This window comes from Flavobacterium solisilvae, assembly GCF_012911605.1.
GTDB lineage: Bacteria > Bacteroidota > Bacteroidia > Flavobacteriales > Flavobacteriaceae > Flavobacterium > Flavobacterium solisilvae.
On the sequence record NZ_JAAMPT010000199.1, the window covers coordinates 1 to 12,458 of the forward strand.

A 12,458-nucleotide genomic window follows, 5' to 3' on the forward strand; every position below is an offset into this window, starting at 1 on the left:
ACCTCTTCCCATTCCGAACAGAGAAGTTAAGCCCGATTGCGCAGATGGTACTGCAATTTGTGGGAGAGTATGTCGCCGCCTTTTTTTATAAAGCCTGTCTATAATTTAGACAGGCTTTTTTTTGTTTACAAAACATTTCTTTCTTTGCGTAAAGAATAATAATGAAAAAAGTAAAGCAATTTGTAAATCTAAGTAATGGATATTTGTAAAATACTTTGTTTATAAATCTTTAGTCTTTGGCTTCACTTTTTAATTAATTATATTTGCACCTCTAACAAACTAAACTAATGAAAGATTTATTAAAAAAATTCGAAAATAAGCAACCTGAAATTGTATTCCATTGGAAAGATAATGAGACTGAAGCAGAAGGTTGGACTGTTATCAATAGCCTTCGCGGAGGTGCAGCTGGTGGAGGAACAAGAATGAGAAAAGGACTTGATTCAAATGAAGTTTTATCGTTGGCTAAAACAATGGAAGTGAAATTCTCAGTGTCTGGACCAGCGATTGGTGGTGCAAAATCGGGGATTAATTTTGATCCTAGCGATCCGCGTAAAACAGGTGTTTTACAAAGATGGTATAAAGCAGTTTCTCCATTGTTGAAAAGTTACTACGGAACTGGAGGAGACTTAAATGTGGATGAAATCCATGAAGTTATCCCAATGACGGAAGAATGTGGTGTTTGGCATCCTCAGGAAGGTGTTTTTAATGGTCATTTTAAGCCAACAGAAGCAGATAAAATCAACAGAATTGGGCAATTGCGTCAAGGTGTAATTAAAGTAATTGAGAATTCAAAATTCTCACCCGATGTGTTGAGAAAATACACTGTTGCGGATATGATTACAGGTTATGGTGTAGCTGAATCTGTTAGACATTTTTATGATATATATGGAGGAAATGTTGCTGGTAAAAAAGCTATTGTTCAAGGTTTTGGAAATGTAGGTTCAGCGGCAGCATTTTATTTAGCAGAAATGGGCGCAAAAGTTGTTGGGATTATTGATCGTGATGGTGGTTTAATCAACGAAAACGGATTTACTTTTGAAGAAATTAAAGAATTATTTTTAAATAAAGATGGGAATAAATTGGTTGCAGAAAACATGATTCCATTTGAAGAAATTAATCAAAAAATTTGGACAATCGGTGCGGCTATTTTTGCTCCTTGTGCAGCTTCAAGATTAGTAACTCAAAATCAAGTTGAAGCAATGATTTCTTCGGGATTGGAAGTTATATCTTGTGGTGCGAATGTGCCATTTGCTGATAAGGAAATTTTCTTTGGACCAATTATGGAAGCAACAGATGCCAAAGTTAGTCTAATTCCTGATTTCATTTCTAACTGCGGAATGGCGAGAGTTTTTGCTTATTTCATGGAAAAGAAAGTGCAAATGACCGATGAAGCTATTTTTCAAGATATTTCGTTAACCATCAAAAAAGCACTAGAAAATACTCATGCAAAAAACTCTAGTTCAAAAAATATTAGTGCAACTGCTTTTGAAATTGCATTAAAACAACTAGTTTAGACAATAATTATTTATTTTTATCGTTTATATAAATATATCAATCAAATTTAATTAAAGTATATGGGTTTATTTCTTCAGTCCGACTCGCTTTCGGTAGCAAAAGATGCTTTAGCAGAAGCTGTTCCAGTAGAGAAAACAATTTCGATATGGGAATTATTAACTAGTGGTGGAATTGCAGGTCAATTAATTATGATATCGCTTTTTATTATGCTGTTTTTTGCACTATATCTTTATTTTGAAAGATTAATGGCAGTTAGCGCGGCATCAAAAATAGATACTAATTTCATGATGCAAATCAAAGATCATATTTCTAATGGACGAATTGACTCGGCAAAAATGTTATGCGCGTCAACAAATTCTCCCGTATCAAGATTAATACAAAAAGGAATTTCTAGAATTGGAAATAGACTTGAAGATATTAATACTGCAATCGAGAATGCTGGAAAATTAGAAGTTTATAAACTAGAAAAAAATGTAAGTATGCTTGCTACAATTTCTGGAGCTGGACCTATGACAGGTTTCTTAGGAACGGTTGTTGGTATGGTTATGGCATTCCATAAAATGGCAAGTGGTGGCGGACAAATTGAAGTTGGAGCATTAGCAGAAGGTATTTACACCGCTATGACAACTACAGTTGTAGGCTTGATTGTAGGTTTGATAGCTTACATTGGGTACAATCATTTGGTGGTAAAAACGGATAAAGTGGTACATCAAATGGAACTAAATGCTGTAGAATTTCTAGACTTATTAAACGAGCGTAAATAGTATGAATTTAAGAGGCAGAAATAAAGTAACTCCCGAATTCAATATGTCATCAATGACGGATATTGTGTTCTTGTTGTTGATTTTCTTTATGTTAACATCAACAATGGTAACCACTAATGCCTTGGACTTAGTATTACCAAAAGCAAAAGGGAAAACCGATAGCAACAAAAGTATTTCCATTAGTATTGATAAAGATTTGAAGTTCTATTTAGATAAGACTCCGATTGAAGAAGCATCAGTAGAAGCTCAGTTATTAGCGGCTTTAGGTGGAGATAAAGAAAAACCAGTAATTCTGAGAGCTGAAGAAGGCGTGCCAATTGAAAAAGCAGTATATGTAATGGATATTGCCAATAGAAATCAGATTAAGATAGTATTAGCGGTAAGACCTAAATAAATTTAGTCATGAAATTTTTAGAAACCCCAGAAGAGAAAAAATCATTTACTATCACATCAATTATTTTTGTGATATTGTTTTTGTTGTTTTTCTTTTTCGGACTTACCTATATGGATCCGCCACCAGAAAATGGAATAGCAATTAACTTTGGTACTTCTGATGTTGGTCAAGGGGAAGTACAACCGCTAGAATCTATAAAGTCTTCGCCTCAACCAGAGTATTCTAAACCTGAAAAAGCGGTTGAAGAAGATATAGCAACACAAGATAACTCTGACGCACCCGTTATTAAAAAGAGTGAAGTTAAAAAACCAGTAAAAGAGGTAAAAGAAGAAGTAAAACCTAAAACTCCTTCAAAAAACGCCACTAGTGCTTTAGAAAGTTTAATAAATGGTCCAAAATCTACAGGTGTTGAAGCAGGACATGGTAATGATGGTATTCCTGGAGACAAAGGCGATCCTAATGGCGACCGTTATGCTAATAGTTTTTATGGTAATGGAACGGGAAATGGTGCTGGAAACGGAACAAGTTGGGGTTTAAACGGACGTAAGTTAAGCACGCCAGCTAAAGAGGTTCAAGATTGTAACGAAGAAGGCAGAGTGGTTGTTCAGGTTACCGTAAATAGAAGTGGAAATGTAATTGCTGCTAAATATTCAAAAGGAACTACAAATACCAATCCTTGTCTGGTTAATCCAGCATTATCGGCTGCTAGAAAATTTAAGTGGCAACCCGATAGCAATGCGCCAGAAACTCAAATTGGCTTTATTGTCATAAATTTCAAGTTAGGAGAATAAACTTGACAGCAATGAACTATCAAGAAACTCTCGATTGGATGTTTTCTCAACTTCCAATGTATCAAACACAAGGTGCATCTGCTTATAAGAAGGACTTAACAAATACTATTCTTCTAGCAAATCATTTAGGTAATCCTGAACAGGATTTAAAATGTATTCATGTTGCTGGTACCAACGGAAAAGGCTCAACATCTCACATGTTAGCCTCAGTTTTGCAAGAAGCTGGCTATAAAGTGGGCTTGTACACATCGCCACATTTAAAAGATTATCGTGAACGGATAAAAATAAATGGAAAAGAAATTTCTAAGCAATTTGTTTGTGATTTTATTGGGGCAAACAAAGGTTTTCTAGAACAAAATAGTCTTAGTTTTTTTGAAATGAGTGTTGGATTGGCATTTCAGTATTTCAAAGAAAAGAAAACCGATATCAATATTATAGAAGTAGGAATGGGTGGACGATTAGACTCTACCAATATTATTACGCCATTGGTTTCTGTTATTACCAATATTGGGTTAGATCATACTCAGTTTTTGGGCAATACTCTCGAAGCAATTGCCTTTGAAAAAGCAGGAATAATTAAAAGAAATGTTCCCGTTGTAATTGGGGAATATACCAGCGAAACCAAACCTGTTTTTCGATCAAAAGCAAATGAAATGCAGTCGGATGTTTATTTTGCATCCGAATTAATTTCTGAAGTTTATCCTTCTGATTTGATAGGAGATTATCAAGAGCATAATAAAAAAACCGTATTACAGGCTTTAAAAGTGCTTCAAAAGACGACTTCTTTTCAAATTCATGAAGAGAATGTCAAACAAGGTCTGCAAAAAGTTGTTAAAAACACTGGATTGCAGGGAAGATGGCAACAACTTGGAGCTAATCCAAAGATAATTTGTGATACTGCTCATAATGAGCATGGTTTAAAAATAGCCATTAATCAGTTAAAAAAGGAAAAGTTTGCAGAATTGCACATTGTTTTAGGAATGGTTAATGATAAAAAACCAAAGGATATTTTGCCGATTTTTCCTAAAAATGCAAAATATTATTTTTGTAAGCCAATAATTTCTCGAGGTCTTGATGCTTTAGTTTTGCAAAAAGAAGCAAGTGAGTTTGGATTAGAAGGAAAAATATATAATTCAGTTTCAGAAGCTTATGCGAAGGCTATGGATAATGCATCTTCGGATGACTTTATTTATGTTGGAGGAAGTACATTTGTCGTTGCAGAAATTTTATAATTTTTTTTCATTTTTGTTTGCAGAATAAAAAAAGTAGTCTATATTTGCACTCGCAATCAGGAACAATACTGAAAGCGATACATAAGGGCGATTAGCTCAGCTGGTTCAGAGCACCTCGTTTACACCGAGGGGGTCGGGGGTTCGAACCCCTCATCGCCCACAAAAACTCCAACAGAGATGTTGGAGTTTTTTTATGCCTTGTTTTTATTTCAATTCTATTGTTACGGCAAGAGGAATATGATCTGTGATTTCTCGCGCTTTATTAAAGTTAGAGAAGTCATTGTAGAAATGAATGGCTTTGGGATTTGTAACTTCTATTTTATTGGTGTTATACCAAATGTTATCAAACTCGTTAGCCAGACAATTGTTTTCTGAGCATGTTTTTTTTAAGGATGTTTTTTGATTTGTAAACACAGGCAAATACCCCATTTTTTTCAATGGATTGAAAACGGTGTGCGACTGTGGACAATTGAAATCTCCTATGAATATTAAATTCAAACTAGGGTAGGTTTCGGGTAGAAACTTGAAGTATTTGATTTCGGTTTCGGGTTGTTTGCTTTTAGTAATGGCGTGAAAATTAACTAGTGTAAATTGTTTTTTGTTGTACTCAAAAGTTGCCAAATAGGGTTCGCGGTCTATTTGATGTTGGTATTTCTTTTCGAGCCAAGCTTTACCAAATAATTTTACTTTGGCTGTTTTCCAGAGGAAGGCATAACGCTCGGTTTTGTAGCTTGAACTTTCTGTGGGGTTACTCACGGTATATTCCCATTTATTGCCTGTTCTATTGAGTTCGTAGGCTAGTTTTGCTACGGCTTGCGCACCGCCATTTCCTGCCACGATTTCCTGTAATGCTATTATATCATATTGTTTTATTACTGAAGCTATGTATTGGATAGTGCTGTCGGACTTTGAGTTGCCAAGGTTTTCTACATTCCAGGTTAGAATTTTAATTTGGGCTGAAGTAACCGAGGTTAGGAGTAGTAGCAGTAGTGATAGTATGGACTTCATTTTTCTTATTGGCGTTTTGGTTACTAATTTACGCTTATTATTGACCGACTGTCTTTTGTTTGGCATTCTATTTGATGCAATTTACTACGATATAGAGTTTATATAAATAGGTTATATAGACGACATATATATTTAGTATATTTGATTGTTATTTTCTTAAAACGTTGGGTTATGGCAAAGCAAGTTGGTATAATACCGTTGGTTGGCACTATTGATGGGGTTAATTTTTATATGCGCAAGGGTAAGCCAGTTGCTCGAAAAGCAGGTGGCGGATTTACGGGTAAGGCGATTAAAAATAGTACTAACATGGAACGTGTTAGGGAAAATAATAGTGAGTTTGGTCATTGTTCGCGGGTTAAAAAGTTATTTAAAGATAGTTTGTTTCCTTTTTTGGGTAAGCAACGCAATGAAGAGTTGCAGGGACGATTGATGCAATTATTTATTGGGATAAAGAATGCTGATTTGGTTTCTAAACGTGGTCAACGTCAAGTGGGTTTGGGTTTGCAACATGCTGATGGAAAATCTTTGCTTACAGGTTTTTGTTTTACTTCTTTTAATTTGCCAACGGAAAATGGTTTTTATGATGCTACTACTACAACTTATACTTTTACTGAATTTGCTCCCAAAAGCTTAAAGTTTGTTACTGGTGCTACTCACCTGGAGTTGCAACTAGGCGTTGTTGTTTTGGATTTAGAAGCAATGAAAGCTACTCTTTTTAGCAGTGATGCTGTTCGTGTGCTAAAAAATGGTGCTCCGCAAGCTATAAGCTTGACTACTGCAATTCCAAATGATGCTAGTGGTTATAAAATAACGGTTTTGCATTACCGCTATTTGCAGGATGTTAATGGTGCTTTTTATGGTTTTCATGAGCAAAAGGGTTTTGGGTTGATGGTTGTTGGGGTTTAGGGGTTTGTTCTATATTCCATTTTATTTTTATCTATAAAAAGGCAAATCCACAACTGGAGCAAACCATTGAAGAAAATGCTCAAATACATTTAGTAAAGAAAACACTAACAAGAATGCCAAGACTAGCTTAATAATGAACAGTCCAATATTATTATTCTCAATCTCTTGACTATCCTTAATATTTCCATAAAACAATTTCATCATGGAGGTTACAACATAATAAGACATAAATGATGCAATAAATGTAAAACCAATAAAAATCGCTATTTTTTGCATAACTTCAAAAAAAGTGTTTTCTATTGAGTTTGAAAAAATAATTATTTCTATTGCACTTTCAACTTGATTTAATGCTACCTTCAAAAGAGTGAAAAATGGAATTATGATAGAAAGTAACCAAATAACATACGAAAGATTTACTTTTCCTTCTTTATCATGTTTGAAATTCCATTTTTTAGATAAATACTGTATAATCATAAGCATTAAGAATGTAGCAACTAAAGCTACTAAGAAAGTAAAAAATAAGCTCTGTTTATTCATTTTATTTTGATTTTAAGGATATTCTCCAGTTGTTAGTATTTGAAATTTCATTTGGAATAATTCCAGGTTTGCTATTAGGAGTAGTTGTCTCCCAAAGCACATATTCTTTATTGTAATATTCGTATTTTAAACCGTTAACGGGGAAATTTAATCCCAATATTGAGTGTTTATAAAATTCACTACTCATCAATGCTACATCATAATTGTAATGAGAAAGAACAGTATATAGGAGCAGTGTTCTAGTATCACAATCGCCATTTAAATCATATAAAAATTCTATCGGGGTATTTATTCCAAAACGCTGATAACCGCAACATTTTGCATTAGGATTGGACAAGTAATTTTTTATAAATCTATCATCATATAAGTTAGGATTACAACTTTCTTCTAAAACCAATGCATAAGGAATATCTTGAACAAATGAAACTACCATTTCGGCAAATTTTATTTTAGATAATTTATTTTGAGCTTGGATGCTATCGAAAAGTTTATATAATCCATCTAACTTATTCTTATCATTTTCTTTTAAATTGAATATAATTTCATCATAGCTACGGATTGTTGATAAATCTACATTTAGATTTGCTTTATAAGATTTAGCATTTTTTATATCGCTCATTTTTAAAGTATAGTATCCGCCGTAACTATTACCATCGTAATCATTCCATTCTCGGTATTTTTTTATCAAATAATCGTTGTTATTGGTTTTGTTTGGTTCGTTTTTATTTGAATTGTTTTCAATTATTGGATTTACAGTTTCTTTTTTTTCTCTTGAATTGTCAACAATGGATGGTTTAGGTACATAACTTGATGAATTAGAAGTAAATAATTTTACAAATGAACTTACAAAAAGTATTAATAATAAAACGCCAAGTCCTCTAAAAATCCATTTTAAATAAGGTGCTAGAATACTAATTAAAAGTATAGCCAAATAAAACAATATAAAGTAACCAAGTCCAGGTAATATTGCAATTAGGAAAATTAAAAAAAGAATTACACCAATAATTCCAATTACATCTCCTAAGCAACCAGTATTAGTGTGGTATGAATCACCAAGTTTGTTTCCATTATATTCCCATTTACCCCAAATATTATCATTGTGGTTTTTACATTTGAACTCTTTTCTAACATAATTACCATCAGTTTCGGTTTTTCCAGTTTCTATATCGCTTTTTTCGCAAGGAATTGGATCTGGTAAAACTGGAGGAAAATCTGGTGTTGAAATTGGACCAATTATTTCTTCTTCCCCTTTTTTTTCATAGTCAAAAACAAAACCAGTGATATAGGCATTAAATGAGCCAAACACTTCGTTTCCTTCCGTTTGATGTAGTTTTCTAATTACTGAAAATTCAAAAATTTTAGGTTCTAAAACATTTATACCAAATGTCTTATTGTCTGTTGATATTATTACAGGAAGAACTTCTGGTAATTTACTTTTAGGGAATGGTTTGCCCTTAATCTTTTTTTTAGCGTCAATATTTTTGAAATCATTAGGGAAGATAAAAGGTAAATTCTTTCTAAAATCATCAATAGAATTACAATTAACTTCTGCTTCGTATATTTCAAAGTCATATAAATCTGATTTTTCATCATCATCGGGGATTTTATCACCACGATATTTGCCAGATATTAGTCCTTTAATATATGTTTTTCGAGGTGTTAAAATTTCTTTGGTTACTTTTATGTAATCCAATCCATCTTCACCAACAAAAGATTCTTGTTTTGTAATATTTACAATCACATTATTCATTCTGATTGTTTATTTTCCCTATCATTGTCAGAGGTGTTATAAAAGAAATCTAAAAAGCTAACAGGATCTTCAATAATCGGAGTTGTTTTTATTTTTTCGGTTCTAAAAGGGCAGTCCAACCAATATTCATACTTGACGATTTTTTCATTTTTGTATTCTTCAAAAATTTGGTCTTTAAACTCCAGATATTTATTAGAATTTATTTTCTTTAATTTTTCTACTAATATCAATAGCCTGTTTAGAGAATTTTTATTAAACCTTTTAATATTTTCAGTTAATAATTTTGAAAACTCTTTTTTTGTTTCATCATATTCTTCTAGAATTATTTTATGTTCAATCAGCATCCTTTGAAAATAATAATCAGGAGTTCTAATTTCTTTAGCGTTTATTGATTTAATTTTCTTTTCTAACCAATTAAAGTCTGTAGTATTTATTAACTCTTTTCTAAGTCTAACTAATTCTTTATTTTCTTCCAACTCATGAAGAAATAAATTAGCAGAAATATCTCTAGCTTTATACTTAAAAATAATTGGTAATAAAAACAATAAACAAATTAGAAATGTTAGTAGCCATGATAATGGATTTTCAACTAATAACAATTGAATGGTTTTTATATAGAAGTTACTTTTATTAAGCAAGTCATTAAGTTTGTTGTAATTATCTATTTTTTCAATAGTTAAGTTTATAAGTTCAGTCTTGTAATTATCGAAATCGGGTTTTAATTTTCCTAATATTGACAAGGAGTTAAGAGTGTTAATTAAATTATGGTCACTTATAATCTGATTAGAAAGTAATAAATCTATTTGATTTATAAGAGCAGCTTTTTGTCTATTTTCATTGCTGTTTAGGAATAGATGTCCTTCAATATCGTTAAGTTTATTTATTTTTTTGTTGACTAATTCGATGAAATATTTATCACCCTGAATTTTATTATCAATGTCAGTCAAGTATTGTTTTATTCTCTCAGCATCTTCACCATACAATCTTGAATTGATTATAGTATTAAACTCTTTTTGATTGTTTAGTTCGGATTGAATTAGATGCTTGTTAGTTAGCGAATACAAGGTAACACGCTCTTTTACTTTGTGTTTTTCCAAATGAGTTTCAACACTGGATGAAAGGACTGAATAATTCAACGGCTGCGCTATTATTACAGCTAAAAGCATCATAAATCCAATTCTTAAAAACATTGATAAGTTTAAAAAATGAAGTTTTGCTTCTCTTTCTATACCTATATTCTTTTTTCTTCTTTTTACTTTACAAGCTAGTGGTATAATAGCAGGTGAAATTGTATGCAATAGAAGTAAATACATATTTACCACCATTGCACCCCAAAAAATCCCAATAGGAATGCTTGTCCACTTCGCTCCCTGAAATAAAGAATAACTAAATAACATTGCGCTAAAAAAACATCCAACAAATATTAGCAAGACAAAACCACCAATCAAAGCAAAACGTTTCTGAATTACAGTATTGCATCGCTTTAAAATAAAGTTATCTTCACCCGAACAGGTAAATAGAAATTGTCTTATTTCGTTGAATGTTTTATTCATTTTTGTCAATCGACTTTATATAATCATCTAAATTATTATCAATTTTAGACATTTCACGCTCTTTGTATTTGGTAACAGCATATTTGGTTAACTCTTTTTGAATATTAGTGACCATCTTCTTTTCAAAAATTATTCGTTCAGCCTCATGATTGATCGTTAAGTGACGTTCAATACCTTCTTTGTCTTTATACTTATCATATTGAACTTCGATGCCATATTCGGCTTTAAGTAATTCATCACGATTTTCAGCCAAATAATCATAGGTAGTTTTGGTTAGCATCAATTTGAAAAAGATTGGTGTTAACTCAATTGCCATGAAAAGAAGTGTAATGAATAAAGAAATCCAAAAACCTGCCACTTCATGGGCAATTTTTATACGTTCAAGAAGTCCATCAAGTCCATTCGCAATTTTTGTGTTATTGTTCCTTTCTTTATCTTTTTCAATTCTTAATATATTTTTTCTCTCATTAAGTTCTGCTAGATTTTTACCGTTTTTTAAATCGAATAATTTAAGTTGATTGGTCAAATCATCTAATTTATTCTTAAGAGCTCCCGCTAATTTACCGTCACCAGGAACAGAACCTTCAACTCTTCCATTAAGTTGATCAATATATTCTTTCTCTGCATTTTTTATTCTTTCATTAAAATCATCTCTCTCTTTAGCAATTGATCCAAATTCTTTATCTAAAAGTTTTTCTCTATCTGAATATGTTTTATCTACCTTTTTTTGATACTCAGCTTGTTGCTCTAATTGTTTTTCACGAAGTTTAATATCAATTTCTGTTTTAAACATTCTAATTTCTACAGGTTTAGAAATTGTCATTGCTATAATCATCCCCATTAGAATACGAGGTAAAGCACTTTTCAATTCGCCTATTGTTATTGCTTCCGTTCCATCGCCTTTTCCTGTACTTGTTACAATAAATCTATCGATATTATATATCATTAATCCCCAAATTATTCCAAAAATTAATGCTAAAAAAATTGTTGGATAATGGACAGGATTTTCAATAGCAGAACCTCTTGGCTCAAAAATGGTGTAAAAAGCATATCCACCAGCTAGTCCTGCCATAGCACCAGTTGCAAACACAATTCCACCAAGACACATATATTTTATTTGGTCAGAATAGGTAGCTCGTTCTAAAAGATATCTATCTCCACCTGCACACTTCCACAGTTGGCGCATTGCCCATCCTGTTTTTGGTAATTCATAATAATCTCTTTTCATATATAGTCAGTTTGGTTAAAGGTTGTGTTTGATATTTTTATTTTGGTTTGATTTAATTCAATTTCTGTAGTAATTATAATTGGCTTTTTAATAACACAGAAAAATAATGAAGGTGTTAGTTTAGGTATAGGTTTTTCCTCTAATCTCAGAGATAGATTTAATAGTGTTGTCTTGAAACTTGAGCTGTTAAGTTTCAGCTTAGGTTCAAATCTCAACTTGTATTTCTTTTTTTGAAAAAAACCATATACTATAAAATCAAATTCTTTATCAAAATTTTGAAGGTCAAATATTTTGATTTGTTTTTGAAGTGTTCTATATTTTCCAAATCTGTAATACAAAGCATTTCTAAATCTATAATTGATAACAATATAACTCTTCTCAAAAATATGCTCCTCATCATAGTCTAATTGTAACAACTCAATACTTTTTCTTCTTCTAAAAAGAATAATAAAGAACCGAGTTGCTACAATTTTAAAAAAATGTAATTCAGAAATTAGACTATTTAATAAGTTCATTTTCAAATAAAAAAGATCTTCAAAAAAGTTAAATTTAACAAAAAACTAAGTGGTATGACATAAATTGGAACAAGTTTTACATCCATTAGATTTTGTGTAAGTTTTCTTTGCTTCTTTAACTGCTTCAGAACAATTCGAAAATTCTCCTAAATACTTTTTATCAGAAGGCAAGTAAATGCAAGTTTCTTTGTGAACTTCATGATCACCATTTGCTTGTGCTTTGTTGTTTACATAATACTTCATAATTTATCGAGATTTTATAGTT

General features: G+C 31.7%; 13 protein-coding genes, 1 tRNA gene and 1 rRNA gene. 8 read left to right on the top strand and 7 right to left on the bottom strand.

Annotated elements, in window-relative coordinates; genetic code table 11:
• The 7 genes from rrf to G6042_RS03500 form a co-directional block, all read left to right on the top strand.
• A 5S ribosomal RNA gene (rrf, locus tag G6042_RS03470) occupies positions 1-84 on the top strand; the annotation flags it as partial.
• A 203-nt stretch (positions 85-287) separates the two neighbouring features.
• Positions 288-1,514, top strand: a complete 1,227-nt coding sequence (locus G6042_RS03475) for a Glu/Leu/Phe/Val dehydrogenase dimerization domain-containing protein (protein ID WP_169522922.1) — start codon at positions 288-290, stop codon at positions 1,512-1,514.
• A gap of 60 nt (positions 1,515-1,574) precedes the next feature.
• Entirely contained in the window at positions 1,575-2,279 is a 705-nt protein-coding gene (locus tag G6042_RS03480; protein WP_169522923.1) for a MotA/TolQ/ExbB proton channel family protein, read from the top strand.
• A gap of 1 nt (position 2,280) precedes the next feature.
• Positions 2,281-2,673 (top strand): ExbD/TolR family protein, encoded by a 393-nt coding sequence (locus G6042_RS03485; RefSeq protein WP_169522924.1) that lies wholly within the window; start codon positions 2,281-2,283, stop codon positions 2,671-2,673.
• 8 nt (positions 2,674-2,681) lie between these two features.
• Complete coding sequence (locus tag G6042_RS03490) at positions 2,682-3,464, top strand: energy transducer TonB (RefSeq protein WP_169522925.1); 783 nt, start codon at positions 2,682-2,684, stop codon at positions 3,462-3,464.
• Between the two features lie 11 nt (positions 3,465-3,475).
• Positions 3,476-4,696, top strand: coding sequence for a bifunctional folylpolyglutamate synthase/dihydrofolate synthase (locus tag G6042_RS03495; RefSeq protein ID WP_169522926.1), 1,221 nt, complete (start codon positions 3,476-3,478; stop codon positions 4,694-4,696).
• 85 nt (positions 4,697-4,781) lie between these two features.
• Positions 4,782-4,856, top strand: a tRNA-Val gene (locus tag G6042_RS03500).
• Between the two features lie 44 nt (positions 4,857-4,900).
• Here the strand turns inward: G6042_RS03500 and G6042_RS03505 are convergent.
• Positions 4,901-5,704, bottom strand: coding sequence for an endonuclease/exonuclease/phosphatase family protein (locus G6042_RS03505; protein ID WP_169522927.1), 804 nt, complete (start codon positions 5,702-5,704; stop codon positions 4,901-4,903).
• 171 nt (positions 5,705-5,875) lie between these two features.
• On the opposite strand from G6042_RS03505, the gene G6042_RS03510 reads away from it, so the two are divergent.
• Positions 5,876-6,610 (top strand): hypothetical protein, encoded by a 735-nt coding sequence (locus G6042_RS03510; RefSeq protein ID WP_169522928.1) that lies wholly within the window; start codon positions 5,876-5,878, stop codon positions 6,608-6,610.
• A gap of 27 nt (positions 6,611-6,637) precedes the next feature.
• On the opposite strand, the gene G6042_RS03515 is transcribed toward G6042_RS03510, so the two are convergent.
• Genes G6042_RS03515 through G6042_RS03540 form a run of 6 tightly spaced genes read right to left on the bottom strand, consistent with a single transcriptional unit; the run spans position 6,638 to position 12,436 of the window.
• Positions 6,638-7,147 carry a hypothetical protein gene (locus G6042_RS03515; RefSeq protein WP_169522929.1) on the bottom strand — a complete coding sequence of 170 codons (510 nt, stop codon included), beginning with the start codon at positions 7,145-7,147 and terminating at the stop codon, positions 6,638-6,640.
• Position 7,148: 1 nt separating this feature from the next.
• On the bottom strand, positions 7,149-8,897 hold the full coding sequence (locus G6042_RS03520) for a hypothetical protein (protein ID WP_169522930.1): 1,749 nt from the start codon (positions 8,895-8,897) through the stop codon (positions 7,149-7,151).
• A complete protein-coding gene (locus G6042_RS03525) occupies positions 8,894-10,450 on the bottom strand; it encodes a DUF4407 domain-containing protein (protein WP_169522931.1) in 1,557 nt (518 codons plus the stop codon). Before G6042_RS03525 ends, G6042_RS03520 begins: the two co-directional genes overlap by 4 nt.
• A complete protein-coding gene (locus G6042_RS03530) occupies positions 10,443-11,678 on the bottom strand; it encodes a DUF4407 domain-containing protein (protein WP_169522932.1) in 1,236 nt (411 codons plus the stop codon). The genes G6042_RS03525 and G6042_RS03530 overlap by 8 nt, the downstream gene beginning before the upstream one ends.
• Positions 11,675-12,193, bottom strand: coding sequence for a hypothetical protein (locus G6042_RS03535; RefSeq protein WP_169522933.1), 519 nt, complete (start codon positions 12,191-12,193; stop codon positions 11,675-11,677). Before G6042_RS03535 ends, G6042_RS03530 begins: the two co-directional genes overlap by 4 nt.
• A 45-nt stretch (positions 12,194-12,238) precedes the next feature.
• A complete protein-coding gene (locus G6042_RS03540) occupies positions 12,239-12,436 on the bottom strand; it encodes a hypothetical protein (protein WP_211161626.1) in 198 nt (65 codons plus the stop codon).
• Positions 12,437-12,458: the final 22 nt, after the last annotated feature.

Bases quoted from the DNA above. Each gene is read 5' to 3' on its own strand.
- G6042_RS03475 (WP_169522922.1), top strand. From the start codon at position 288: ATGAAAGATTTATTAAAAAAATTCGAAAATAAGCAACCTGAAATTGTA.
- G6042_RS03480 (WP_169522923.1), top strand. From the start codon at position 1,575: ATGGGTTTATTTCTTCAGTCCGACTCGCTTTCGGTAGCAAAAGATGCT.
- G6042_RS03485 (WP_169522924.1), top strand. From the start codon at position 2,281: ATGAATTTAAGAGGCAGAAATAAAGTAACTCCCGAATTCAATATGTCA.
- G6042_RS03490 (WP_169522925.1), top strand. From the start codon at position 2,682: ATGAAATTTTTAGAAACCCCAGAAGAGAAAAAATCATTTACTATCACA.
- G6042_RS03495 (WP_169522926.1), top strand. From the start codon at position 3,476: ATGAACTATCAAGAAACTCTCGATTGGATGTTTTCTCAACTTCCAATG.
- G6042_RS03505 (WP_169522927.1), bottom strand. From the start codon at position 5,704: ATGAAGTCCATACTATCACTACTGCTACTACTCCTAACCTCGGTTACT.
- G6042_RS03510 (WP_169522928.1), top strand. From the start codon at position 5,876: ATGGCAAAGCAAGTTGGTATAATACCGTTGGTTGGCACTATTGATGGG.
- G6042_RS03515 (WP_169522929.1), bottom strand. From the start codon at position 7,147: ATGAATAAACAGAGCTTATTTTTTACTTTCTTAGTAGCTTTAGTTGCT.
- G6042_RS03520 (WP_169522930.1), bottom strand. From the start codon at position 8,897: ATGAATAATGTGATTGTAAATATTACAAAACAAGAATCTTTTGTTGGT.
- G6042_RS03525 (WP_169522931.1), bottom strand. From the start codon at position 10,450: ATGAATAAAACATTCAACGAAATAAGACAATTTCTATTTACCTGTTCG.
- G6042_RS03530 (WP_169522932.1), bottom strand. From the start codon at position 11,678: ATGAAAAGAGATTATTATGAATTACCAAAAACAGGATGGGCAATGCGC.
- G6042_RS03535 (WP_169522933.1), bottom strand. From the start codon at position 12,193: ATGAACTTATTAAATAGTCTAATTTCTGAATTACATTTTTTTAAAATT.
- G6042_RS03540 (WP_211161626.1), bottom strand. From the start codon at position 12,436: ATGAAGTATTATGTAAACAACAAAGCACAAGCAAATGGTGATCATGAA.